At 66.3% G+C, this 24,136-nt stretch carries 23 protein-coding genes and 1 pseudogene; 12 read left to right on the plus strand and 12 right to left on the minus strand.

Annotation, left to right across the window (positions count from 1 at the left end):
* Positions 1–56: 56 nt before the first annotated feature.
* The gene (trpE, locus tag V9K91_RS03330; protein WP_336442683.1) at positions 57–1,532 is read right to left on the minus strand and encodes an anthranilate synthase component I; all 1,476 of its coding nucleotides are present in this window, start codon (positions 1,530–1,532) and stop codon (positions 57–59) included.
* Between the two features lie 315 nt (positions 1,533–1,847).
* Positions 1,848–4,247 (minus strand): XVIPCD domain-containing protein, encoded by a 2,400-nt coding sequence (locus V9K91_RS03335; protein ID WP_336442684.1) that lies wholly within the window; start codon positions 4,245–4,247, stop codon positions 1,848–1,850.
* 61 nt (positions 4,248–4,308) lie between these two features.
* Between V9K91_RS03335 and V9K91_RS03340 the strand changes: the two genes are divergently transcribed.
* On the plus strand, positions 4,309–5,214 hold the full coding sequence (locus tag V9K91_RS03340) for an ankyrin repeat domain-containing protein (protein ID WP_249833246.1): 906 nt from the start codon (positions 4,309–4,311) through the stop codon (positions 5,212–5,214).
* 72 nt (positions 5,215–5,286) lie between these two features.
* On the plus strand, positions 5,287–6,129 hold the full coding sequence (locus tag V9K91_RS03345) for an ankyrin repeat domain-containing protein (protein WP_249833247.1): 843 nt from the start codon (positions 5,287–5,289) through the stop codon (positions 6,127–6,129).
* Positions 6,130–6,175: 46 nt separating this feature from the next.
* Here the strand turns inward: V9K91_RS03345 and yegS are convergent, their stop codons facing one another.
* The 5 genes and pseudogenes from yegS to V9K91_RS03370 form a co-directional block, all read right to left on the minus strand.
* Entirely contained in the window at positions 6,176–7,102 is a 927-nt protein-coding gene (gene yegS, locus V9K91_RS03350) for a lipid kinase YegS (protein WP_068854290.1), read from the minus strand.
* 130 nt (positions 7,103–7,232) lie between these two features.
* Positions 7,233–7,634, minus strand: a pseudogene (locus V9K91_RS03355) (NYN domain-containing protein); the annotation flags it as partial.
* Positions 7,635–7,799: 165 nt separating this feature from the next.
* Entirely contained in the window at positions 7,800–8,291 is a 492-nt protein-coding gene (locus V9K91_RS03360) for a GNAT family N-acetyltransferase (RefSeq protein WP_095363150.1), read from the minus strand.
* Positions 8,292–8,293: 2 nt separating this feature from the next.
* Positions 8,294–8,971 carry a ribulose-phosphate 3-epimerase gene (rpe, locus tag V9K91_RS03365; protein ID WP_068854293.1) on the minus strand — a complete coding sequence of 226 codons (678 nt, stop codon included), beginning with the start codon at positions 8,969–8,971 and terminating at the stop codon, positions 8,294–8,296.
* A gap of 40 nt (positions 8,972–9,011) precedes the next feature.
* A complete protein-coding gene (locus V9K91_RS03370; RefSeq protein WP_095363151.1) occupies positions 9,012–9,341 on the minus strand; it encodes a DnaJ domain-containing protein in 330 nt (109 codons plus the stop codon).
* Between the two features lie 143 nt (positions 9,342–9,484).
* Here V9K91_RS03370 and V9K91_RS03375 point away from each other — a divergent pair, with 143 nt between their 5' ends.
* From V9K91_RS03375 to V9K91_RS03410, 8 genes are all read left to right on the plus strand, one after another.
* Positions 9,485–10,411, plus strand: a complete 927-nt coding sequence (locus V9K91_RS03375; protein ID WP_176472605.1) for a phosphoribosylaminoimidazolesuccinocarboxamide synthase — start codon at positions 9,485–9,487, stop codon at positions 10,409–10,411.
* A gap of 197 nt (positions 10,412–10,608) precedes the next feature.
* Positions 10,609–11,094 carry an Mpo1-like protein gene (locus V9K91_RS03380; protein ID WP_095363152.1) on the plus strand — a complete coding sequence of 162 codons (486 nt, stop codon included), beginning with the start codon at positions 10,609–10,611 and terminating at the stop codon, positions 11,092–11,094.
* Between the two features lie 345 nt (positions 11,095–11,439).
* Positions 11,440–14,268, plus strand: a complete 2,829-nt coding sequence (locus tag V9K91_RS03385) for a monovalent cation/H+ antiporter subunit A (RefSeq protein ID WP_336442685.1) — start codon at positions 11,440–11,442, stop codon at positions 14,266–14,268.
* Positions 14,268–14,654 carry a Na+/H+ antiporter subunit C gene (locus V9K91_RS03390; RefSeq protein WP_068854297.1) on the plus strand — a complete coding sequence of 129 codons (387 nt, stop codon included), beginning with the start codon at positions 14,268–14,270 and terminating at the stop codon, positions 14,652–14,654. The genes V9K91_RS03385 and V9K91_RS03390 overlap by 1 nt, the downstream gene beginning before the upstream one ends.
* Positions 14,651–16,186: a monovalent cation/H+ antiporter subunit D gene (locus V9K91_RS03395; RefSeq protein WP_095363154.1), complete on the plus strand. Its 1,536-nt coding sequence runs from the start codon at positions 14,651–14,653 to the stop codon at positions 16,184–16,186. The genes V9K91_RS03390 and V9K91_RS03395 overlap by 4 nt, the downstream gene beginning before the upstream one ends.
* Entirely contained in the window at positions 16,183–16,686 is a 504-nt protein-coding gene (locus V9K91_RS03400; RefSeq protein WP_068854299.1) for a Na+/H+ antiporter subunit E, read from the plus strand. Before V9K91_RS03395 ends, V9K91_RS03400 begins: the two co-directional genes overlap by 4 nt.
* Positions 16,683–16,967 carry a K+/H+ antiporter subunit F gene (locus tag V9K91_RS03405; RefSeq protein WP_068854300.1) on the plus strand — a complete coding sequence of 95 codons (285 nt, stop codon included), beginning with the start codon at positions 16,683–16,685 and terminating at the stop codon, positions 16,965–16,967. Before V9K91_RS03400 ends, V9K91_RS03405 begins: the two co-directional genes overlap by 4 nt.
* Positions 16,964–17,398: a Na+/H+ antiporter subunit G gene (locus tag V9K91_RS03410; RefSeq protein WP_336442686.1), complete on the plus strand. Its 435-nt coding sequence runs from the start codon at positions 16,964–16,966 to the stop codon at positions 17,396–17,398. Before V9K91_RS03405 ends, V9K91_RS03410 begins: the two co-directional genes overlap by 4 nt.
* Before the next feature lie 19 nt (positions 17,399–17,417).
* Here V9K91_RS03410 and V9K91_RS03415 read toward each other — a convergent pair whose 3' ends face one another.
* A complete protein-coding gene (locus V9K91_RS03415) occupies positions 17,418–18,368 on the minus strand; it encodes a sodium:calcium antiporter (protein WP_336442687.1) in 951 nt (316 codons plus the stop codon).
* A 77-nt stretch (positions 18,369–18,445) separates the two neighbouring features.
* Positions 18,446–19,069: a hypothetical protein gene (locus tag V9K91_RS03420; protein WP_336442688.1), complete on the minus strand. Its 624-nt coding sequence runs from the start codon at positions 19,067–19,069 to the stop codon at positions 18,446–18,448.
* Positions 19,070–19,201: 132 nt separating this feature from the next.
* Here V9K91_RS03420 and V9K91_RS03425 point away from each other — a divergent pair, with 132 nt between their 5' ends.
* Positions 19,202–19,744 carry a hypothetical protein gene (locus tag V9K91_RS03425; protein ID WP_336442796.1) on the plus strand — a complete coding sequence of 181 codons (543 nt, stop codon included), beginning with the start codon at positions 19,202–19,204 and terminating at the stop codon, positions 19,742–19,744.
* Positions 19,745–19,765: 21 nt separating this feature from the next.
* On the opposite strand, the gene hmgA is transcribed toward V9K91_RS03425, so the two are convergent.
* Positions 19,766–21,067, minus strand: coding sequence for a homogentisate 1,2-dioxygenase (hmgA, locus tag V9K91_RS03430; RefSeq protein WP_336442689.1), 1,302 nt, complete (start codon positions 21,065–21,067; stop codon positions 19,766–19,768).
* Between the two features lie 23 nt (positions 21,068–21,090).
* Positions 21,091–22,206, minus strand: coding sequence for a 4-hydroxyphenylpyruvate dioxygenase (gene hppD, locus V9K91_RS03435; RefSeq protein WP_176472606.1), 1,116 nt, complete (start codon positions 22,204–22,206; stop codon positions 21,091–21,093).
* A 129-nt stretch (positions 22,207–22,335) separates the two neighbouring features.
* Between hppD and V9K91_RS03440 the strand changes: the two genes are divergently transcribed.
* On the plus strand, positions 22,336–22,827 hold the full coding sequence (locus V9K91_RS03440) for a MarR family winged helix-turn-helix transcriptional regulator (protein WP_068854306.1): 492 nt from the start codon (positions 22,336–22,338) through the stop codon (positions 22,825–22,827).
* A 95-nt stretch (positions 22,828–22,922) separates the two neighbouring features.
* On the opposite strand, the gene V9K91_RS03445 is transcribed toward V9K91_RS03440, so the two are convergent.
* The gene (locus V9K91_RS03445; RefSeq protein WP_249833254.1) at positions 22,923–24,044 is read right to left on the minus strand and encodes a hypothetical protein; all 1,122 of its coding nucleotides are present in this window, start codon (positions 24,042–24,044) and stop codon (positions 22,923–22,925) included.
* Positions 24,045–24,136: the final 92 nt, after the last annotated feature.

A 24,136-nucleotide genomic window follows, 5' to 3' on the forward strand; every position in this document is an offset into this window, starting at 1 on the left:
ATCAAGGATGCAATACGGAATCGGTAGCGCCGGCCGTTGGCCGGCAACCGGGTGAATTACAGGCCCTTGGCGGCCTGGGCGACGGCGCGGAACAGTGCGCGACCCTTGTTCATGGTCTCGTCCCATTCCTTGCCCGGGTCCGAGTCGTAGACGATGCCGGCGCCGGCCTGCACGTGCAGGCGGCCGTCCTTGATCACCGCGGTGCGGATCGCAATGGCGGTGTCGGCATCGCCGTGCCAGCCGATGTAACCGATGCTGCCGGCGTAGACATTGCGCTTGATCGGCTCCAGCTCACGGATCACTTCCAGCGCGCGGATCTTCGGCGCGCCACTGACCGTGCCGGCCGGGAACGTGGCACGCAGCACATCGGCGTAGCTCAGGCCCGGCTGCAGCTGCCCGGTCACTTCGCTGACGATGTGCATCACGTGGCTGTAGCGTTCAATCACGAACTGCTCGCCCACTTCCACCGTGCCGGCCTTGGACACGCGGCCGGCGTCGTTGCGGCCCAGGTCGATCAGCATCAGGTGCTCGGCGCGTTCCTTCGGATCGGCCAGCAGTTCGGCTTCCAGCGCGTTGTCTTCCTCCACCGTGGCGCCGCGCGGGCGGGTACCGGCGATCGGGCGCACGGTCACTTCCCCGTCCTGCAGGCGCACGAGGATTTCCGGCGAAGAGCCGACCACCTGCACGTCGCCGGTGTCGAGGAAGTACATGTACGGGGAGGGGTTCAGCGCGCGCAGCGCACGGTACACATCCACCGGGCGCGCCTTGAACGGCACGCTCAGGCGCTGGCTGAGCACCACCTGGAAGATGTCGCCGGCGCGGATGTATTCCTTGGACTTGTCCACGGCGGCAATGAAGCCTTCGCGGGTGAAGCCGGACACGAAGTCGTTTTCGTCCAGCACGTCGCGGGTGATCGGCACCGGGTAGCCCGCGCCCGGGGCGCGCAGCTTGGCCACCAGGCCGTCCAGCCGCGCCTGCGCCTCGTCCCACGCACCGGGCTCGCCGGGGTCGGCGTGCACGATCAGATAGAGACGGCCCTTGAGGTTGTCGAACACCGCCAGTTCTTCGGAGTGCAGCAGCAGGATGTCCGGGGTGCCGAGCTCGTCGCGGCCGCGCGGCGGGGCCAGGCGCGGTTCGATGTAGCCGATGCACTCGAACCCGAACCAGCCCACCAGGCCGCCGGTGAAGCCCGGCAGGCCGGCCAGCTTGGGCACCGAATGGGCGCTGCGCAGCGCCTCCACTTCGGTGAACGGGTCGGCGACCTCGCGGGTTTCCACCACCTGGCCAGCTTCGCTGACGGTCAGGGTGTGGCCGTGGAAGGCGTACACGCGGCGGGCCGGCAGGCCGATGATGGAATAGCGCCCGAAGCGTTCGCCGCCTTCGACCGATTCGAACAGGTAGGTATGCGGGCCGTCGGCGAGCTTCAGATAGACCGAAAGCGGCGTGTCCAGGTCGGACAGCACTTCGCGGACGACGGGGATGCGGGTGTGGCCTTCAGCGGCCTGCTGCTGGAACTGCTCGAGCGTGATCAAGACGACTTTCCTTCCGGGAAACGGCGGTGGCGGGACGGACGACGGCAACAGGCCACCATCGCCACCAACGGCGAGCGGAAGAAAGGGTATGCGGGGTCGTCAGAATGGACACCCGGGGACTGTACCGCATTGGCGGCACCGGATGGAACCCGGGCCGTGGCGCGGCCGGATGGACAAAGGCCTCAGGCGGAGGTGGCGGAGGTAGCGCCGACTGTTAGTCGGCTGCCCGGTCAAGCAGCCGACTAACAGTCGGCGCTACCCTCGTTCCAGCCGTTCCAGCGGCCGCCGCCGGTTCCAGCACCCACCCGTCCCGCCTCATCCCATCCGCCGCGCGGCCTGCTGCTCCTGCTCGCGCTGCTGCTCGGCGCCCAGGTCGGCCACCAGCGCCGGGGCAGCGGCCGCGCGTTCCTGCTGGCGGTTGACCTCGGCCACCTGCTCGGTGCTCACGCTGAGCGGCTGCTGCCGGCCAGCCACCACGTCCACCTGGGCCAGGTGGCGGTGCACGGAGGTGAGGTCCTGGGTATCTACCGCGAACACGCGGGTGCGGTCCTCGCTGAGCACGACCCGCTCGATGCGTTCAAGGCCTTCCTGCGTGGCCTTCGCCGCCAACGCACCGGCCAGCTGGTCGCTCTGCAGATCGGGCACGCGGTTGTGGGCGGCATCAATGCCGTGCACGCCTGACTGGGCACCCTGGAACATGTGGTACTGCCTGTGGCCGGGATCATTGATGCCGACCACCAGCGTGGAGGGCTCGGGGGCGACGGCGGCGTGCTTCTCCGCCGGGTGATGGATGCGTTCGTGCTGTTCCAGCAACGCGCGGGCCTGCGCTTCCTGTTTGATGAGCTCGGCGTCCAGGCTGGGAATGACCGTTTCCTTCATCCCGTGGCGCTGCACAGCCTCGCCAAATGCCGGGCCGATGTTTTCGACCAGGCGCTTGGTCTCGATGATGTTGCCGATGTTCTGCGGCGTCAGCGCCGTGGGTACGTAGGTAGCGGCCGCGCCGCGAAGGCCCGCCACTGCCCCGCCAACCGAGGCAAACACCGCCGGCGCCTGCGCCGTGGTGTTCTTGATGTGGTGCGCCGCAAAGTCATAGCCCTGGTCGACATGGGCGCCGGCCGTGGCATACCCATTCTGAAGCTTACCGGCCACCCATTGGCCGTCACGGTCGATGCTCTCGGCGGTGCGCTGGCCGGCGGCGCGGGCCGCATCGGCGTCCTCCCGGGCATCGCGCGTTGCGGCGGTGGCACGCGCCTGGCCCGCGGCGTGTACGGCATCGGCGCGGCTGTCGAGGTCCTTGGAGACGTTGTCGAACCCCAGCTTGCCCGCTCCCCATGAGGCCACCGACAGAATCCCGGACTGCGCGCGAGATTCCACGCGATGCGCCGTGGACTCGATCATGCCGGTCAGTTCGCGGCCCTGGGCGTACACGGTGGTGGTGGCTTTGGCGCTCACCTGCAGCGTGGCCGATCCCATGTCGACTACCTTGCCCACCACCATGCCCTGCACGCGGGCGACCTGCTCGACGGCGTCGCCGGTGCGGTCAAGGACGTGGGCGGCGGTTGCGCCGCCCTTCTCCACCACTTCGCCCACTACCCGGCCGTTGTGCATGCCATGCGCGGCCGAGTGCAGCACCTTGGACAACGGTCCGGCCAGCTCGGCTACCTGGCTGGGGGCATCGGTACGCGCGCGATCCACCAGCCGCTCCTGCGCATCGCGGGTCTTGGGATCGAGCACCAACTCCATGCGCCCCGCCGCGACCGGGATATCGCGAAGGGCCTCGTAGCCCGGTTTGGTGGCCAACTGTTCGACGAATTGCGCGGCTGCGGTCTGCGCACCGGGCGGCAGCATCTCGCGCATCTTCTCGGCCACCTTGGCCTGCATCAGCGGCTCGCGCATCAGCATGCTGGCTTCGTTGGCCAGCAGCCCGTAGGCGTGTCGCTGTTGTTCGTTGAGGCGCCGCATCCCGTTCTGCACATCGTTGAGCACCTCACCGCTGGTCTGGTAGGTGTGTACTGTCTGCTGCGGGTTGAAGGTGGGCAGGCCGTTGTCTTTGGCATAGCGCGCCGGCGTATCCGGGTGCAGACCGGCGGCGTTGAAGGTGGTGGCGCGGGCGCCGGTGACGGCGGAGGCGGCGGAGGCCATGCCGCCGCCGAGGGAGTGGCCGGCGATTTCGAAGCCGCCCGGTAACTCCTGGTTGACGACAGAGGCAAGCTGCATGGCACGATCATAGTAATCGCTGCGCATGCCAATACCTTGCTGGCCATTGTTGAGGAAATCTTCCCCTCCAGATTCTCGCCTCCCCCCTGGAGCCGACGGATCCAAGATTTCTCCGGTGGATCCCTTGTAAACAATGACCGGTTTCGCACTCTCGCCAAAGACGCTCTTGTCTGGAACGTAGATTTCCGCGCGGAAGCCCGAGCCCTTCGGCTGCAACAGCTCCTTGAGATCGGCGTCAGGAATGTTCAGTCCCGCAGCACGCAATGCCGCCGGATTGCTACTGGCTCGTTGCCAGCCAGCAGGGGCATGCCCGTCTTCCTTGGCGGAAAGATAGACGTCAGCGGCCAGCACAGACATCTCACGGGAATGATAGGTTTCCTGAAGGCGATCTGCTTCCTTGCGATTGCCGCTGTCCCGCAGCTGTTGGACCAGCTGATTCTGTTCCTGGATGGCACGCGCACGCGCCTCGATATCCGCACCACTCATGGCAAGCTCCATTGCTCAGTGAAGGACGCGGCACTGGTCCGCTAGGCTTATCGAATAGCAGAAGAGTTTGCTAATGTCACCCAACCAGCGTTTTCACATCAGGACGATCATGCGCCCAAGTCTTCACACCTTGATGACAAAAACGCTCGTAATTGCGGCATGGGTCACACTCTCACTGGCTACCGGCTGCTCCAGCTCTTCTGCACAAGGGGCCGACGACTATTTCGACGGAAAAGCACTGAAGCTCGCGGTGGCTTCTGAAAGAGGTGACTCTGAAACCATTGAGCGCTTGGTCAAGGAAGAAGGAGTCGATCCCGACAAGATATTCGCTCGCCGCGATGGCATACCACTGATTGCGTGGCCACTACGCGCCCGCAGCCTGCCGGGGCTAAGGGCGCTACTTGAGGCGGGCGCTGATCCTAATGTGCGTGAGTCCAAGCACATGAATGGAGAGATGATTCACTTCAACAATGCCATGGTCTACGCAGCCAAAATGGACGATCCAAGCTACCTTGAGCTTCTGCTCAAACATGGCGGCGACCCGAACACACGCAACATCAACAATGAGACCCTCCTGCTTCAGGCATTCCTTAGTGGGAACCAGTGGAAGAACATCCAGACGCTGATTGAGAACGGCGCGAACATCAACGAATCCAGCCTGAGCATGGGCGATGACACGGTTCTGAGCTGGTACACAAGACGAGGGGGATTCGATTCTGCCTACTGGCTGCTTGAGCATGGCGCGGACCCCACGATTTCGAACCAGTCGGCCAGTAGATCGGATGGCACCGCCAGGCAGAAGATGGTCGAAGACATCTACTGGGAAATCACAACACCCGATCTGCTTCCGTGGCAGAAGAAGTGTCAGCATTGGCTGGTCGCACGAGGCATCCCGCGTCCACCGATGCCTGAGCACATCCGCAAGAAGCGCGAAGCCTTTGGGTTCCCAACCAAAGAAGAGGACGTCCCTCTTCTCTGAAGATTTTGGCCATCCTGATCCTTCCGAGCACCAGAGTTGAGACTACTTCCACACCCTCTGTCGACCGTTTCCGTGAAAATTGCACTTGCTGTAATGGCGCTTCTGGCTTTGCTTCTGGTCAGTGGCTGCGCGGCATCGTCTTCGTATGGCGCTGACGACTATTTCAACGGCAAGGCGTTGCAGCTCGCCGTCGCAACCGAGACGGGTGACACGGAAGCCGTCCGCCGCTTGATCAAGGATGAAGGGGTCGATCCCGACAAAACCTTTGCCCGGCGCGACGGCATTCCTCTGATTGCCTGGCCATTGCGTGCACAAAGCCTGGAGGGGCTGCGCGCGTTGCTGGAGAATGGCGCCGACCCCAATGCGCGGATGTTCAAGGAGATTGATGGGCGCAGGCTTGGCTTCAATAACGCGATGGTCTACGCCGCCAAGATGGAGGACCCCCGATTCCTCGAGCTCCTTCTGAAACATGGCGGAGATCCCAACACACGCAACTCCAACAACGAAACGCTGATGTACCAGGCGTTTCTTAGCGGAAACCAGTGGAAGAACGTGCAGCTACTGGTCGAGAATGGCGCTGACGTAAACCAGGCCAATCTTGGATCCGCAGATACCATCTTGAGCCTGTACACCGGACGGGGGGGCTTCAACTCCGCCTACTGGCTTCTGGAGCACGGCGCAGACCCAACCATAAAGACCAAGATTCTGACCGGCTCCGGAGAAGCGCCGCCTATGCGAATGGTCGACGCAATCTATTGGGAAATCACCACGCCAGATCTTCTGCCGTGGCAGAAGAAATGTCAGCAATGGCTGATCGCGCGCAACATCCCGCGTCCGCCGATGCCTGAGCACATTCGCAAGAAGCGGGAGGCGTTTGGCTTCCCGACCAGGGAAGAGGATATTCCGCTGCTCTGAGCAGCCCGGAAGGGGCCGGCTCTACCGCGAGCGGTGCGGCAACAGCCTACTGCAGGAGCGCGCTGTCGAGCGGGAGGTGCATGCGCACGCGTGCTGCCACGCAGTCGATGCGGAAGCGGCGCGCGCGAACCGGTTCGCCGTCCAGGTTGAGGGTCATCGGTTCGTCGGCGTCTATTTCCACCCACGGCGCGCGGGTGCGCTCGGCCACCTGCTCCAGCGCACCCTGCTTGCCGCCACGGATCAATGCGCCCAGCGTCGAGGCGACTTCGCCACTCAGCTCCGGGATCACGGTGAGATCGAGCAGGCCGTCATTGACCAGCGCTTCGGGGCACAGCACCTGGCCACCGCCGGCCTGGCGGCCGTTGCCGATGCCGAGCGCAATGAAGCCCCCTTCCCAGTTGAAGTCCGGGGTGCGCAGCCGGGCCTGGATGGGTTCGATCCGGCCCAGCCGGGAGATGCCCGTCACCAGGTAGGCCAGCCCGCCGAGCACCTTCTTCAGGCCCTCGTCGGTCTCCACCGTAACTTCGGTGCCAAATCCGCCGCTGGCCACGTTGGCGCACCACCACAGGTCACCGTCGGCGTCGATGCGCAGCAGGTCCAGCGGGCACGCCGGCTGGGCCAGGATCATCTGCAGCGCCTGGATCGGCTCCTCGGGAATGCCGGCGGCGGTCGCGAAATCATTGGCGGTACCCAGCGGGACCAGGCCCAGGGTCGGCAGCGCCTCCGCCGCCTCGTCGCGGTGGGCCAGGGTTTCGGCCACTTCGCTCAGGGTGCCGTCGCCACCGGCGGCGATGATGGTATCCACGCCGTGCTCGATGGCTTCGGCCACGTAACGCTCGGCGTCGCCGTCTTCCCAGGTGACCCGGGCCTCGATCGTCACCCCCTGCTCGCGAAGCGCATGCACCGCCTCGCGCAGCTCGACGTTGCCCGTGGACTTGCCATTGAGGATCAGACGCCAGCGAGGACCACGCATACCGCACTTCCATGGGAGGGGGAGGCGCAGGCTATCAGCCCGGTGGCTCAGGGGCAGTGAACGTCATCAAACGGTCACTGATCGCCCGGAGAATGGAAGTCCATAGCAGGGACGATGGATGGAGGCAGGATCAGCCTCCCGCTATTCTCAGGGCCGCATTCGCAAGGGTGCGGTCTTTTTTTTGGGGCCGGGGGCAGACCGAGCGCATCCCGTCTATATGCTCGACCAGGCCTTGCGGAATGGCGGACCACATGGGGTCCAGTACGAAGTCGACGCCTTCGCGCCCCGCCAACTTCGCCGCGGGTACGAAATCAGCGTCACCGGCCATCAGAACGATCTGCCGAACCTGCCGCTTCAGGGCGAGGGAAGAGATGTCGATGCCTATTCGCATGTCGACCCCCTTCTGCCTTATCACTGGATGGACATCTTCAGCCGCAAGATCGGCAAAACGACGACGCCCCTTCAGAAGATCATCAAGTACGCCCGGACTGGCAGACCACGCATTGAAGTCGGTCAAGTGGCCGAGTCGCAGAAAAAAGCCCCCGTTTCGGCCGTCCCGCGATCAGTAGGGGGGCGTACTTGGAGGGCTGGATGGATCGATTCTGTTACGGGAACATCTGCGTGGCAAGGCATTTCTGCCTATCGGCTACAGCTCGAACATTGATAGCCCCGATGATGGCCTTCCCCGCATATGCGTTCAATCTCCGCCGGCGAATGCCTTCAGGGCTTCGCCCTCGAGGCGGTACACCGTCCACTCGCTCTGCGGCTTGGCGCCGGCCGCCTCATAGAACCGGATCGCCGGTTCGTTCCAGTCCAGCACCGACCACTCGAAGCGGCCGCAGCCTTCGGCCACTGCGATGCGGGCGATGTGCTTGAGCAGCGCCTTGCCGGCGCCACTGCCGCGCTGCGCCGGACTCACGTACAGGTCTTCCAGGTAAACGCCGTTGCGGCCCAGCCAGGTGGAGTAGTTGTAGAAATACACCGCGTAGCCGATCGCCTCGCCACCGGCTTCACAGATCAGCGCGCGCGCCTTGGCGCCCTCGCCGAACAGGCTGGCGACGATGCCCGCCTCGTCGGTCTGCACCGACGATTCGGCCTTTTCGTAGATCGCCAGCTCGCGGATGAAGCGCAGGATCAGCGCGGCATCGGCAGCGGTGGCCTCGCGGATCTGCAGCGCCGGCGCCCCCATGCTCAGCCCCGTGCCTTGGCTACGTTGTGGCGCATCTGGTCAATCACGTCCTTGTAGCTGATCGGCGCGTTGAAGATGGCCGAGCCAGCCACGAAGGCGTCGGCGCCGGCCGCGGCAATCGCGCCGATGTTGTCGGCCTTCACCCCGCCGTCGATCTCCAGGCGCACATCGCGGCCGCTCGCATCGATCTTCTGGCGCACCACGCGCAGCTTGTCCAGCGCAGAGGGAATGAAGGCCTGGCCGCCGAAACCGGGGTTGACCGACATCAGCAGCACGAGGTCCAGGTCGTCCAGCACCCAGTCCAGGATGTCCACCGGGGTGCCCGGGTTGAGCACCAGGCCCGGCTTGCAGCCCAGCGAGCGGATCAGCTGGATGGTGCGGTGCACGTGGCGGCTGGCCTCGGGGTGGAAGCTGATATAGGTCGCGCCGGCCTCGGCGAAGTCCGGAATGATGCGGTCCACCGGTTCCACCATCAGGTGCACGTCGATCGGGGCGGTCACGCCATGCTTGCGCAGCGCCTGGCAGACCATCGGGCCGATGGTCAGGTTCGGCACGTAATGGTTGTCCATCACGTCGAAATGCACCCAGTCGGCACCGGCGGCGAGCACGTTGTCCACCTCTTCGCCGAGGCGGGCGAAGTTGGCGGACAGGATGGAGGGGGCAATGATGCAGTTGGACATGGCCGGGGCCTTCAGGACGTAGAGAGGGGGCCGCGCGCGCTCAGCGCTTGCGCAGGGTCTTGATGCGGTCGTAGGCGGCATTGAGCTGGCGCGACTTGCGCTCGGCCTGCTGGCGCAGCTCGGGGGCGGCGCCGACGACCTTGTCGGGGTGGTACTGGGACATCAGCCGCCGGTAGGCCAGGTCGATCTCGGCATCGGTGGCCTCGGAGGTCAGCCCCAGCTCCCGGTACGGGTTCTCCCTGTTCAGCCGGAACCAGTCGGCATCGAAGGCATGGCCGATCAGCAGGCCGACCACGGCACCAAACAGCGGATTGGGCCTGAAAAGCAGGGCGCCGGCGATGAATCCAAGCAGTTTTCCGTACCAGCGCATGGTCGTCGGGGCGGCCGGGGCAACAAAGGAACCTCATTTTACGTCACAGCGGCCCCAACCCGCTTTACACTAGGCCGCCCGCTGTCCCTGCGGGCCCTCCGGGTGCCCTGGACAGCCGTCTCGACGAAGCCCCAGGAGTGCCCGTGCCGACCACGTTGTTGCAATCCGATCTCCCCGGCCTGCCCTTGCGCCATCGCGGCAAGGTGCGTGATGTTTTCGACATTCCGCGCGAACGGCTGCCCGCCGGCACTCCGCCGGGGGACTACCTGCTGATGGTCGCGACCGACCGTCTGTCGGCCTTCGACGTGGTGCTTCCCGATCCGATTCCCGGCAAGGGCGAAATGCTCTGCCAGGTCTCCAACTTCTGGTTCGCCAAGACCGCGCACCTGATGCCCAACCACCTCACCGGCATCGACGTGGCCAGCGTGCTGCCCGAGGGCGTGGACGCGGCGCTGTACGCCAAGCGCGCGGTCGTGACCCGCAAGCTCAAGCCCGTACCGGTGGAAGCCATCGCCCGCGGCTACCTCATCGGCAGCGGCTGGAAGGACTACCAGCGCACCGGCAAGGTCAGCGGCATCGAGCTGCCCGATGGCCTGCGCCAGGCCGAGCAGCTGCCCGAGCCGATCTTCACCCCCTCGACCAAGGCCGCCGTGGGCGACCATGACGAGAACATCGATTTCGATGCGATGGTGAAGGCGGTCGGCGCGGACCTGGCCGAGCGCGTGCGCGATGCCACCCTGCGCATCTACAAGTTCGCCGCCGATTACGCCCGCGAGCACGGCATCATCCTGGCCGACACCAAGTTCGAGTTCGGTACCGATGCCGATGGCCGCCTGTACATCATGGACGAGATGCTGACCCCGGATTCCTCGCGCTACTGGCCGGCCGACGAGTACGAAGTGGGCACCAGCCCGCCGAGCTACGACAAGCAGTTCGTCCGCGATTACCTGGAGACGCTGGACTGGGGCAAGACCGCCCCGGGCCCGAGCATCCCGGCGGACATCATCGAACGCACCCGCGCCAAGTACGCCGAGGCGCTGCAGCGCCTGGCAGGTATCTCGGTGGATTGATGCCGCCGGTAGAGTCCGGCTTGCGCGGTAGAGCCGACTGTTAGTCGGCTTGGGCGGTAGAGCCGACTGTTAGTCGGCTGCGGTGGAGCAGCGGACTAACAGTCCGCTCTACCCGCTCCGCTCTACCCGCTCCGCTTTACCCGCCCCGCCCTACCCGTCCGCTGTCGGGAGTATTCTGTGGTCACTCCGGAGGCTCAATGTCCACGACGACCCAGCTTGTGCGGCCCATCGACCGCTATTTCGCCAGCTATTCAGACGATCACCGCAATACGCTGAACCAGCGCATCCATGTGGTGGCGGTGCCGGCGATCCTGTGGTCGGTCATTGCCCTGCTCTGGTGCCTGCCGCCGCTGATCACCTGGTTCCAGTACGGGGTCTGGGCCGGCCTGGCGATGTTTACCGCGTGGTGCTTCTACAACCGCCTGTCGCGCCGGTTGGGCCTGGGCATGCTCGCCTTCTTCTTTGTATGCGGCTGCACTTGCCGGCTGCTGGAAGCCGAGATCGGGCTGGCCAACCTGGCCTGGCTGGGGCTGGGCGTGTTCGTGGTGGCCTGGGTCGCGCAGTTCATCGGCCACAAGTTCGAGGGGCGCAAGCCCAGCTTCCTGACCGACCTGACCTATCTGCTGATCGGGCCGGCCTGGGTGATGGCCAAGGCGTACCGGAAGTTCGACCTGGCGTATTGACCGGCCCAACCTGAACGAAATGGATGCTCACTCCTGCTGCACGGCAGCGGGTCCAGCATGGCGGTGGACGCGATCCGGGGAGGGTGGTTCGTTCATCTGCGCGGTGGCTGACGCGCGGGCGGAGGCCCTGTCGTTGCTGGGCTGAACGGTAGCGAGATCACTCATGGCGCAAAGTGCCGGCAACGTTTCCATACGGCGCTGAACAACCCCGAATGGACCACCCTGCCGACAGCAAAAAGATGAATCACGCACGTTGCCTGCAGTTGGTGGCGTAATCGGGTATATCGGCGACAAATCCCCGCCTGTTAGACTGAAAGGCCTGCTCGTGAATCCCGCATTCCCTGCATGAATCCCAGCCTTCTCCTGCTGCTCGCCCTGCCCTTCCTGCTGGCGGTGGCGGTCATTGTGTTCCGCCACAGTTCCCGTGCCACGGCCGCCTGGCTGGCCGCGGCCGCCCCCGTGGGCGGGCTGGCGCTGCTCGCCACGATGACCCCCGCGATCCTTGATGGCGGGGTGGTGCGCAGTTTCGGGGACTGGCTGCCGCAGATCGGGCTGGCCTTCTCGGTGCGGCTGGATGGGCTGGCCTGGATGTTCGCCGGCATGGTGCTGGCCATCGGTGCGCTGGTGGTGATGTACGCGCACTACTACCTGAGCGCCAGGGACAACGCGCACCGCTTCTACTGCTACCTGCTGCTGTTCATGGGCGCCATGCTGGGCATGGTGCTGTCCGGCAACCTGTTGTTGCTGATGGTGTTCTGGGAAATGACCAGCATCAGCTCGTTCCTGCTGATCGGCTTCTGGTCGCACCGCCAGGATGCCCGCGAGGGCGCGCGGATGGCGCTGGTGGTCACCGGCGGCGGCGGCCTGGCCCTGCTCGGTGGCGTGCTGCTGATCGGCCGCATCGTCGGCAGTTTTGAACTGGATGCGGTGCTGGCCGCCGGCGATGTGATCCGTGCCAGCCCGCTGTACCCGTGGGCCCTGTTCCTGGTGCTGGCGGGCATCTTCACCAAGAGCGCGCAGTTCCCGTTCCACTTCTGGCTGCCGCATGCCATGGCTGCGCCGACCCCGGTGTCGGCCTACCTGCACTCGGCCACCATGGTGAAGGCCGGCGTGTTCCTGCTGGCGCGGCTGCACCCGGCGCTGGCCGGTACCGACCTGTTCTTCTATACAGTCAGCGGGATCGGCGCACTGACCCTGCTGATCGGCGCCTGGAACGCGATTTTCCAGCACGACCTGAAAGGGCTGCTGGCCTATTCGACGATCTCGCACCTGGGCCTGATCACCCTGCTGTTCGGCCTGTCCACGCCGATGGCGGTGGTGGCCGGCGTGTTCCACATCCTCAACCACGCCACCTTCAAGGCCTCGCTGTTCATGGCCGCCGGCATCATCGACCATGAAACCGGCACGCGCGACATGCGCAAGCTGGGTGGCCTGCGCCGGTTGATGCCGTTCACCAGCGCGCTGGCGATCATCGCCTCGCTGGCCATGGCCGGCATTCCGCTACTCAACGGCTTCCTGTCCAAGGAAATGCTGTTCGCCGAGGCCATTACCGCGCAGGGACCGGAACCGATGCGCATCGCCGTGTCGATCGCCGCGCTGCTGGCCGGCGTGCTGGGCGTGGCCTACAGCCTGCGCTTCGTGCATGACACCTTCTTCGGCCAAGGCCCGCATGACCTGGACCGGGTGCCGCACGAGCCGCCGCGCTTCATGAAGGTGCCGGTGGAGGTCCTGGTGGTGCTGTGCGTGGCGGTGGGCGTAGCCCCGGCGATCACTGTGGCCCCGATCCTGCACGCGGCAGCCTCCTCGATCCTGGGCCCGGCCATGCCGGCCTACAGCCTGTCGGTCTGGCACGGCTTCAACATGCCGCTGATGATGAGCATCGCAGGTGTACTGGGCGGCATCGCCCTGTACTTCGGTCTGCGCCGGCTGATCAACCTGCATGCGGTGGTCAGCCATGCCATCGGGCGCAACCTGTTCCACAAGCAGCTGGACCTGGTGTTCGGCTTCGCCCACCGGCTCACCCAGGGCCTGGCCAACGGCAGCCTGCAGCGCATGCTGATGGCGCTGGTGGTGGTGGCGATCATCGTGGCCGCCGCCCCGTTCGTGGCCAATCCGGTGTCGCCCAACTGGCCTTCGCCGCAGCCGATTCCGTTGCTGGGCTGGGCGCTGTGGGCGGTGATGATGGCCTGCGCGCTGGGCGCGCTGTTCGTCTATCGGCAGCGCCTGCTGGCAGTGCTGGTCGCCGGTGGCGTGGGCCTGATGGTGTCGCTGACCTTCGTGTTCCTGTCCGCGCCGGACCTGGCGTTGACCCAGCTGCTGGTGGAGATGGTGACGCTGGTGCTGATGCTGCTGGGCATGAACTACTTGCCGGCGCAGTCGCCGCCGGAGAAGTCGCGCTGGCGCAAGCGCCGGGACGCATTGATCGCGGTGATCGGTGGTGGCGGCCTGGCCGCCATGGCCTACAGCGCGATGACCCTGCCGCCCAACAGCATGGCCGGCGAACTGCTGGCGCGTGCGCTGCCCGAAGCGTACGGCGAAAACGTGGTCAACGTGATCCTGGTGGACTTCCGTGGCTTCGATACTTTCGGTGAGATCACCGTGTTCGGCATCGCCGCCCTGGTGGTGCACGCCATGCTGCGGCGTTCGCGGATGGCGCCGGAGCAGATCATGCCGGGCCCGCCGATCAAGCTGCCGGTACCGGCCGACCTGGCCCAGGTGATGTTCCCGTTGACGCTGACGGTATCGATCTTCCTGTTCCTGCGCGGCCACAACGCGCCCGGCGGCGGTTTCATCGCCGGCCTGGTGCTGGCGGTGCCGCTGCTGATCCAGTACGTCATCCAGGGCACCACCTCGGTGGAATCGCGCTTCGGCTTCGATTACATCCGTTGCATCGGCGCGGGCCTGCTCATCGCCATCGTCAGCGGCTGTGCCTCGATGCTGTTCGGGGTGCCGTTCCTGACCAGCGGGCACCTGGACCTGGAGCTGCCGCTGATCGGCACGGTGCCGTTGGCCAGCGCGGTCGGCTTCGATACCGGCGTGTACCTGGTGGTGTTCGGCGGGGCGATGCTGATCCTGTCGATGATGGGCACGGTGAAACCGTCGCGCACCCGCAACTCGCGCAAGGGCGAGATCGATCCCAACAACCGTTCGGCACGTACCGGGGAGACCCACTGATGGAACTGGCCCTGGCAAGCGCGATCGGCGTACTGGCTGCGATCGGCATCTACCTGCTGCTGCGCGCGCGCAGCTTCGACGTCATCCTCGGCATGACCTTCCTGTCCTACGCGACCAACCTGCTGATCTTCTCCGGCGGCCGCCTGGTGACCGGGAAGGCGCCGGTGCTGAAGGAAGGCGTGGACAGCACGCTGGGCAACTACACCGATCCGCTGCCGCAGGCACTGGTGCTGACCGCGATCGTCATCGCCTTTGCGATGACTGCCGTGAGCATCGTGCTGGCCATGCGCAGCCGCAGCGACAACCACAGCGACCACGTCGACGCGCACGAGGATGAGGCTGCAGAGCTGGCCGATACCGCGCCCGGCCGGGAGGGTGGCCCGTGAACCATGCGGTGATCCTGCCCATCCTGATTCCACTGTTCGGTGCAGCCTGTTCGCTGTTCGTCGAACACCGCCGCTACGGCCCCAAGGTGCAGCGCACGGTCGCCTGGACCACGCTGGCCGCGCTTGCGGCGTCGGTGGCCCTGCTGTTCGCGCAGACCGCCGATGGGACCATCGCGGTGTACCTGCTGGGCGACTGGCCCTCGCGGCTGGGCATCGCGCTGGTGGCCGACCGCCTGTCCAGCTGGATGCTGCTGACCACGCTGCTGCTGGCCATCCCGTGCCTGCTGCACGCCTGCTCCGGCTGGGACCGGCGCGCACCGCACTTCCATGCGCTGTTCCAGTTCCAGCTGGTGGGCCTCAACGGTGCCTTCCTCACCGGCGACATCTTCAACCTGTTCGTGTTCTTCGAGGTGATGCTGATCGCCTCCTACGGCCTGCTGCTCAGTGGCGGGCGCGGGCTGCGCATGCGCATCGGCCTGCACTACGTGGTGTTCAACGTCACCGCCTCGACCCTGTTCCTGATCGCGCTGGGCCTTCTGTATGCCTCCCTGGGCTCGCTCAACATGGCCGAGTTGTCCCAGCGCATCGCCGAGGTGCCGCCCACCCACCTGACCCTGGTGAAGGCAACGCTCGGCCTGCTGCTGCTGGTGTTCTGCAGCAAGGCCGCACTGATGCCACTGTACCTGTGGCTGCCTGAAGCCTACGCACGCGCACCGGCAGCGGTGGCGGCGCTGTTTGCCATCATGACCAAGGTCGGCCTGTACGCGATGCTGCGGGTGAGCTCGCTGTGGTTCGGCGAAGACGCAGGTGCCATGGCCGGCTATGGCTCCCAGTGGCTGTTCTGGGCCGGCGTGGCCACGCTGATCCTGGGTGGACTGGGCGTGCTTGCCGCCGCGCGCCTGCGCGTGCTGATCTCCTATCTGGTGGTGGTATCGGCGGCCACGCTGTTCATCGCCTTCTCGATCCGCACCCCGCAGGTGCTGTCGGCCGGGTTGTACTACCTGCCGCACAGCACGTTCGTGGCGGCCGCCCTGTTCCTCATCGCCGACCTGATCCGCCGCCGCCGCGGTGGCGCCAGTGACCGCAAGGAAATCATCGCGCCGATGCCCGGCAAGGAAACCCCGGCGGTGCTGTTCCTGATCGCCGCGGTGTCGGTGGCCGGCCTGCCGCCGCTGTCCGGCTTCCTGGCCAAGGCGGCGCTGCTGGCCGGCATGCCGGCCGCCTACACGGGTGTGGTCTGGGCGGCGGTGCTGGGCAGCAGCCTGATGGTGATCGTGGGCATCACCCGCGGCGGCATCCGCCTGTTCTGGCGGGTGCCGGTGCTGGAGGAGGGCGTACCCCCGCCGCGCAAGGCGCCCACCCGCACCGTGGAGCTGTTCGCCGCCGCGCTGCTGCTCTGCTACGGCATCGGCATGAGCGTGTTCGCCAACCCGTTGATGCAGTACACCGACGCCATGGCCACGCAGCTGCTCACGCCGCAGGATTACGTGGGTGAACTGCGTGCGACCACGCCGGAGATCCGCCAGCCATGAGCCGCCGCCCGTTCCTTCGCCGCCTGTTCCCCTCGACCTCGCTGAGCGTGATGGTCACCGGCTTCTGGGTGCTGATGTCCGACAGCTTCACCCTGGGCCAGATCCTGCTCGGCATGCTGCTGGGCGTGGTGGTGCCGCTGTTCGCCGCGCGGCTGGACCGCGAGTTCGCGCGCATCGGCTCGCTGCGACCGTTGCCCAAGCTGATCTGCGTGACGCTGTGGGACATCCTGGTCTCCAACATCCGCGTGGCGGTGCAGGTACTGGGCCCGGAGCGCCGCATCCACCCGGGCTTCATCTGGCTGCCGCTGGACATCGCCAACATCCACGGCATCGCCGCGCTCACCAGCATGATCACCCTGACCCCGGGTACGGTGTCGGCCGCGTTGTCCGATGATCGCCGCTACCTGCTGGTGCATGTGCTGCACCTGGACGATCCCGACGAGCTGATCCGGCAGATCAAGCACCGTTACGAAGCCCCGCTGATGGAGATTTTCCCATGACCGGTTTCACCTTCATCCAGACCACCATGGCCGTGTGCATGCACGTGGTCGGGCTGGCCATGCTGCTGGCCACCTGGCGCCTGCTGCGCGGCCCGACCGTGCCCGACCGCATCCTGGCGCTGGACACGCTGTCGGTGACCGCCATCGCCGAGCTGATGCTGTTCGGCATGTACCTCAATTCGGCGGTGTATTTCGAAGCGGCGCTGGTGATCGCGATGCTGGGCTTTGGCAGCACCGTGGTGCTCAGCAAGTTCGTGCTGCGCCGGGACATCGTCGAATGATCACGTTCATCCAGGTCGCGCTGTCGCTGCTGCTGCTGTTTGGCTGCTTCCTCATCCTGGTCGGCGCGCTGGGGCTGGTGAAGCTGTCCACGTTCTTCAAGCGCCTGCATGCGCCGACCAAGGCAAGCACGCTGGGCGTGGGCTGCGTGCTGGCCGGTTCGGTGCTGTACCACATCTTCCTGGGCGAGGACCCGCAGCCGCGCGAGCTGCTGATCACCGTGTTCCTGTTCATCACCGCACCGATCAGCGCGCACATGATGGCCAAGGCGGCGCTGTCGCTGATGATGGAAAAGCGGCCGAGCCTGCCCGGGCACGAGACCGCGAAGGAAGAGCAGTTGCCGCCGCCGTTGCCGCGCAATGTGGCAGAGGGGCGCGATGACGACGAACGCGTCGCCACGCGCACGGATCCTAGCGCGCCCCCGGAGTCGTAGGGGCACGCCATGCGTGTCCTTACCCGATCAGCGCAAGCTCCAGCGCGATCCACGCCACGAACGCCACCAGCAGGATCCCGCCCTCGCGCCGGCTGATGGCCAGGTCGCCCTTGAGCATCGGGTACAGCACCAGCACGAAGGCGATCGCTGCCGGCAACTCCAGCTTCACGAACGATTCGGGCAGCGCCAGCGGGCGCAGCGCGGCCATGCCGCCGACCACGACCAGCAGGTTGAACAGGCTGGAGCCGATCACGTGGCCAAGCACCATGTCACCCTGGCCACGGCGCGCGGCGATGATCGCGGCAGCGACTTCCGGCAGCGCGGTACCGATGGCCACCGGCAACAGGCCCACCAGCAGCGGCGACCAGCCCAGGCTGGCGCCCATCACCGGCGCGGCACCCACGACCCAGCGCGCGCCGTAGTAGAGGCACACGGCGGCGAACACCACCCGCAGCACATTGAGGAACAGGCCGGTGCGGGTCATCGCATAGCCGGCAATCGCTTCACGTACCGGCTCGGATTCGCGCCGACCGTACCGCAGCACGAAGGCCAGCAGCCCAACGAAGCCGAGCAGCAGCAAGCCGCCTTCCCAGCGCGCGATCACCCCGTCCAACCCGAATACGATCAGCGCCAGGCTGGCGACCGCCAGCAGCACCAGCAACGGCGAGAGCAGGCGTGCCCGCACCAGCAGCGGCGTGGCGAGTGCCGCCAGCGCCAGGGTCAGGCCTACATTCACGATGTTGCTGCCGACCGCGTTGCCCAGCGCCAGCTCCTCGGCGCCGACCACGAACGCGCGGGCGTTGACCACCAGCTCGGGCAGGGAGGTACCGAAGGTGACCAGCAGCAACCCCGCCACGAAAGGAGAAGCACCGAAGCGCTGGGCCAGCCCGGAGGCGGCCTTGACGATGGAGTCGCCCCCGAGTGCAAGCAGCAGCAGGCCCAACAGGAACCAGGCAGTGGCAGCGATCATCAGTGGATCCCCAGGTGGCGTGGCCCGATTCTAGGGCCAGTCATGGCGCGGCGTACAACCCGGCCCCGTGCCGTGGCTCAGGAGCAGCCTTCCACGTAATCCACCTGCGGGGTCTTGCCGACCCGCCAGGCGGTGACGTTGCCATCGCCGTTGATCTCGAAGTTGACGATCGCTCCGCCCTCGGCGGCCGGGCGCACGCGCAGGTTGTGGCCCTTCTCGTCGTACTTGTGCGGGGTCAGGTCGCCGCGGTCTGGGTACAGCGTCTGCAGCTGGCCCAGCGACATGCCGACCTTGCCACCGCCCGGCGCCACGATGCGGTCGTTGCGCACGTCGTAACGCACCAGCCGTTTGCCCTCGAGCATCAGGATCACGTCATCGGCCTGGCTGCCCTGCGGGCGCAGCGCGTGGCAATAGTCATCGGGAACGTCACCCTGCAAGGGCTCCTTCCAGGCGGTGCGGACCTCGTCCAGGCTGGCACCCAGGGTCAGCGGGCCATACCCATCCAGGCGCGCAGGACCCTGCACCGCGGCATCTGCGGCGGGTTTACTGGCCGTGGTGGCGGGTGCCGCAGCTGCCGTCGCGTCCGCGGCCGGCTCCACCACCGCTGCTTCGGCGTCGGCCGACGGGGGCTCTGGATGGCGGTCGCAGCCCGCCAATGCGATTGCGATACCGAATGCCAACACGCTTGCCAGCTGCTTCATATGCACGCCCTCCTGTCAGTGGCTCGCAGGCTAGCGTGGGGGACGTGCAGCGCGTGCATACATATCGTGCTTGTCATCACAGTTACACCTGTGGCGTTCAGGCTCGGCCTGCACCGCTTCGACCCCACGCCCATGCAACCGCGCAAGACCGACCTCGCCCGTGACGCCCTGCAGGCCCATCGCGCGCCCCTGGACATGCGCCAGCGGCGCCTGCTGATCCTGTGCGATGGCCAGCGCGACCTGTCCCAACTCACCGCGATGATCGGGCCGGAAGCATCAGCGATGGTGATCCAGCTGATCCAGGCTGGCTATCTGATGTCCACCGCGCCGCCCGAGCCCATGCCGGCGCCGGTGCCGGATGCACCGACCGCTGCGAGCCCGGTCCCGACCAGTGCTGCGCCCGTCACCGAGCGCCGCCGCTCGCTGGTGGCCGCGCGCATCTACCTGCTGGGAATTCTTGAACTGCAGCGGCACCCGCAGGCCGCCGCGGTGTTGCACACCCTGCAGCAGGCACGCAGCGACGAGCAGGTGGTGGCCGCGCTGGGCAGTGCCCTCGACGCGCTGCCCGCGCTGACCTCCGCAGGCTATTGCGAGCGCGTACGCCAGCGCCTGTTCGAGGTGCTGCCGGAGGCACATCTGGCACAGCTGGAGCAGGCCGGCGCGGTCGCCGGCTGATCGCCGCGGTCGCGTGCGTGGTTACGCCTGGAAGTTCTTCTTCAGGCCCTGCCAGCAGTGCTGATAGCCACGCTGGCGGTGCGCCGCGTCCATGGCCTGCGCGGTGGGGCGAATCACGCCACGCGTTTCGAACATGAAGGCCATGGTGTCCTTGATCACGTCGGGCCGGCTCAGGTCGGCAGCGGACGCCTTCTCGAACGTGGCAGCATCCGGGCCGTGGCCGCTCATGCTGTTATGCAGGGATGCGCCACCGGGCACGAAACCTTCAGCCTTCGCGTCGTAGGCGCCGTGGATCAGCCCCATGAACTCGCTGGCGATGTTGCGATGGAACCACGGCGGCCGGAAGGTGTCCTGGGCCACCAGCCAGCGCGGCGGGAAGATCGCGAAATCCATGTTGCTGGTGCCCGGGGTATCGCTGGGCGAATGCAGCACCAGGAAGATCGACGGGTCCGGGTGGTCGTGGCTGATCGAGCCGATGGTGTTGAAGCGGCGCAGGTCGTAGCGGTAAGGCGCGTAGTTGCCGTGCCAGGCCACCACGTCCAGCGGCGAGTGATCGATGTCCGCACGCCACAGCTGGCCCTGGAATTTGGCGATCAACTCGAAGGCGCCCTCGACGTCTTCGTACGCCGCGTGCGGCGTTTCGAAATCGCGCGGGTTGGCCAGTCCGTTCGACCCGATCGGGCCGAGGTCCGGCAGTTTCAGCAGCGCACCGAAGTTTTCGCAGACGTAACCGCGCGCCTGCCCATCCGGCAGTTCCACGCGGAAGCGCACCCCGCGCGGGATCACCGCGATCTGCTGCGGTTCGATCTCGATCACACCCAGCTCGGTCAGCAATCGCAGGCGTCCCAGTTCCGGCACGATCAGCAGTTCGCCATCGGCGTCGTAGAAGTAGCGCCCCTGCATGTCCGCAGTGGCGGCATACAGGTGGATGCCGACGCCACCATGCGCGTCGGGCGAACCATTGCCGCCCATGGTGTACAGGCCGTCGACGAAGTCGGCCGGCGCGGAGGGCAGCGGCAGCGGATCCCAGCGCAGCTGATTGGGCGACACCGCCCCCTGCGCGAAATCGCCGTGCAGGCGCGGCTGCGCATAGGGCTGGAACTCCCCATGCGTGACCGCCGGGCGGATCCGGTACACCCAGCTGCGCCGGTTGCTGCCGCGCGGCGCGGTGAACGCCGTGCCCGACAGCTGTTCGGCGTACAGGCCATGCGCCACCCGCTGCGGCGAGTTGCGGCCCACCGGCAGCGCGCCGGGAACCGCTTCACTGGCGAATTCGTTGCCGAAACCGGTCTGGTAGCCGCGCGATTCGAGGGAGGTGGGCATGGTCGGAGGTCCGTTTTCGTGGATTACAGCACGCCGCGCTTGATCTGGTCGCGCTCGATGCTTTCGAACAGCGCGGTGAAGTTGCCTTCGCCAAACCCTTCATTGCCCTTGCGCTGGATGATCTCGAAGAAGATCGGGCCGATGCAGTTGGTGGTGAAGATCTGCAGCAGTTTGCGCTGCTTGGTCTCCGGATCCGCATCGATCAGGATCTTGTTCTTCGCCAGCCGCGCCACGTCTTCACCATGGCCGGGCACGCGCATGTCGATGACCTCGAAATACGTTTCCGGCGTATCCAGGAACGCCACGCCCTGCGCACGCATCGCCTCGACGGTGTCGTAGATGTTTTCGGTGAAGCAGGCGATGTGCTGGATGCCCTCGCCCTTGTAGGCGTCCAGGTATTCGTTGATCTGGCTCTTCGGGTCGGACGATTCATTGAGCGGAATGCGCACGATGCCATCCGGTGCGGTCATCGCCTTGGACACCAGGCCGGTCTTGAGGCCCTTGATGTCGAAGTAGCGGATCTCGCGGAAGTTGAACAGGCGCTCGTAGTAGTCCGACCACTGCTGCATGTTGCCGAAGTACAGGTTGTGGGTCAGGTGGTCGATGAAGGTCAGGCCGAAACCGACCGGATTCTGGTCCACGCCGTCGATCGGAGCGTAGTCGGTATCGAACATGCTGCCGGCGGCGCCATAACGGTCCACCAGGTACAGCATGCAGTCGCCGATGCCCTTGATGACCGGGGCCGGCACCGCCTTGGTGTCCGGCTTGAAGTCGATCGCTTCGGCACCGTTGCCGAGCGCCATCTGGAACACCTCATCGCCCGGCTTCTGGAAGCGGATGGCGAAGCCACAGGCGCACGGGCCGTGCTTCTCGGCGAAGTCCGAGGCGAACGAATCGGGCTCTTCGTTGACCAGGAAGTTCACCCCGCCCTGGCGGTACACGGTGATGGCGCGCTGCTTGTGGCGCAGCACGGCGGTGAAGCCCATCTTGCGGAAGTACTCGTGGAGCTCGGCGCCACGACCGGCCGGCGCGGCGAATTCAACGAATTCGAACCCGTCGATGCCCATCGGGTTCTCGAAGGTGGTGACCTGCATGCCCGGGTTGGGGGCGTGCGACGCGGTTGCGGGCTGGCTGCTCATGACGTGGCTCCAAAGCGGCCCACCCCCGGAAAAAAACCAGGTGCGGGCGGAAGGCAGACCCGCGAGAATGCGGAGTCCGGAAAGAAGGTTATAGTTTCACATGAAACCACCATCAAGGTGCACCGCAGCATGAGCCCACCCGATCCCAGCAGCCAGACCATCCGTGCCACGCACGCCCTGCTCGACCTGGAGCAGTTCCTGCCGTACCGGCTGAGCGTTTTGTCCAACCGGGTCAGCGGCAACATCGCCAAGCTGTATGGGGACCGTTACGGCTTGGCGATTCCCGAATGGCGGGTGATCACCATCCTGGCGCTGTACCCGGGCTCATCGGCGAGCGAGGTCTCCGACCGCACCGCGATGGACAAGGTGGCGGTCAGCCGGGCCGTGGCCAGACTGCTCGAACGCGGCTTCATCAAGCGTGAAACCCACGGTGATGACCGCCGTCGTTCGGTGCTGGCGCTGTCGGCGGCCGGGTTCGAGGTCTACGAGACCATCGCCCCGCTGGTGATCGAGATCACCCGCAAGCTGATGTCGGTGCTGAGCGAGGACGAGGAGCAGATGCTGGAGAAGCTGATCCTGCGCCTGGCCGGCGAAGGCCTGCAGCGGATGGATGAAGGCTGACGGATGCGCGTACCGACCAACGGTCGGTACCTACCGAGGGCTTGCCGACGGCGGTCATGCCGTTCGGTAGGTGACGACCGTTGGTCGTCACGCCGTCAGCTGAGGTGCTTGCGCCTCGCGTGTACCCAGGGGGCGGCCAACGCGCCGATGGCGCCGGCGGCCAGGCCGAGTGATGCCGCCACCGCAGCGGCTTCCAGCGCGCCCGGAAGGGCCAGCGCGGCGATCACCAGCAGCGCGGCTGGCAGCGCGATGAAGGTGGCCAGGAAATAGCGCCAGCGCGGCGCCCAGGTGCCCACCTGGAGCAGGCTGACCGGCATCCAGGTTTCGCCCGAGGCATCTTCGGCGATCTTGGCGACCACCTTGGGCAGGTCCACTTCGACCGGGCCCTTGCCGGTCCGCGCGGTGGCCAGCGCGCGCGCCACCTCGTCGACCGCCGGATACGACGTCGGCCACGTCATAGGCGCGGTGACCCCATAGGCGGTCAGCAGCGGCACGCTCAACCACGGCGCCAGCAGCGGCCGCAGCTTGCGCCGGTCCAGCACGCACCAGACCTGGGCGATGCCATTGGCCACCACGCTGTACAGGGCCAACTGGCCCGGCTCCGGGTACGGCAGCACATGTACCCGCGCAGCCATGCTGGTGTAGCCCATATCCCGCAGGAAGCCGGGCCGGGTCCGGCCCTCGTGCGCCCAGGCCAGGCCCAGCGGCGCGACCAGGTAGGCCTCCGCCGGATCCTTCACGCCTGCCGTGGCGCGGTCGTCGCTGGCCAGGAAGAACGCCAGCGATTTCGGTTCGGCCACATCGGCCTGGCCCCAGCGGCCGCTGTCGCCCAGCACGTGTTTGAGCGGCAGCCGCGCGGGCGCGGTTTCGGCCTTGGTGGCGTTGTGCAGGTAAGGCAGCACCGAGAGCACGAAGCTCTGCAGGTCCACCCCGCGCGTGCCGGTGCCCTGCCATTCGCTGGGCAGCAGGCCCACCAGCGCCGGGTTGCGGGCCAGCTGGTCGAGCTGGGTCTTCTGTTCGACCAGCTTCTGCACTGCCGCCTTGAGCAGCACGTTGTCGGGAACCGACACCTGCGGCAGGCGGTACAGGGTGGCGGCAACGTCCGGGATGTCGGTTTCGCCAGCATGGGCCGACGCGTCGTCCAGCAGCACCTCCGCTGGCGGCAGGCTTACGCCGGTCGGTGCGTCCAGGGTGCTATCGGAAGTTCCAGGCTGCATGCGCTTCGATCCATGAGGTCCTTGGAAATAGCGGCAGGAGACCGGGCAACTGTAGAGCGGACCGGTGGTCCGCTGGCGTTGATTCATCCATT

Origin of the sequence: Stenotrophomonas sp. CCNWLW57 (assembly GCF_037203925.1) — a bacterium.
GTDB lineage: Bacteria > Pseudomonadota > Gammaproteobacteria > Xanthomonadales > Xanthomonadaceae > Stenotrophomonas > Stenotrophomonas rhizophila_A.